The following is a 309-nucleotide window of genomic DNA, read 5'->3' on the forward strand; positions in this document are numbered from 1 at the left end:
TCAATGCGGTCATCACGATCTCCACGGCTACGCTCCTCCCGGTGCTGGATTTCCTGCGGCCCTACTTTCCCTACATCAACTACGTGGCTGTTGGGGTGGTGACGCTGTTCCTAGTGCTACTGGTCATGAAACTGATGGGCCTTCCGCGAGGCGCCCAGTTGCATTCCAGCCTAGTGGTCTGCTCAGGGGTGTGCGCGACGGCGTTCAGTGTGGGAGCCATCGCCAGCGCCAGGCACGCAGACGCGGGCGGCCTGATCGCCTCGGCGTCCCCGCTTGCTGCACAAATCCAGCGCTTGCTGGTGGATACGC

Annotated in this window: 1 protein-coding gene; it reads left to right on the forward strand. The window is 62.8% G+C overall.

Annotated elements, in window-relative coordinates:
• Positions 1-309, forward strand: a 309-nt coding sequence (locus RVY79_RS18685) for a hypothetical protein (protein ID WP_317466046.1), incomplete at both ends; no start/stop codon positions are given.

The sequence above is a fragment of the Chromohalobacter sp. HP20-39 genome, assembly GCF_033052815.1.
In the GTDB taxonomy this organism is placed as follows: Bacteria; Pseudomonadota; Gammaproteobacteria; order Pseudomonadales; family Halomonadaceae; genus Chromohalobacter.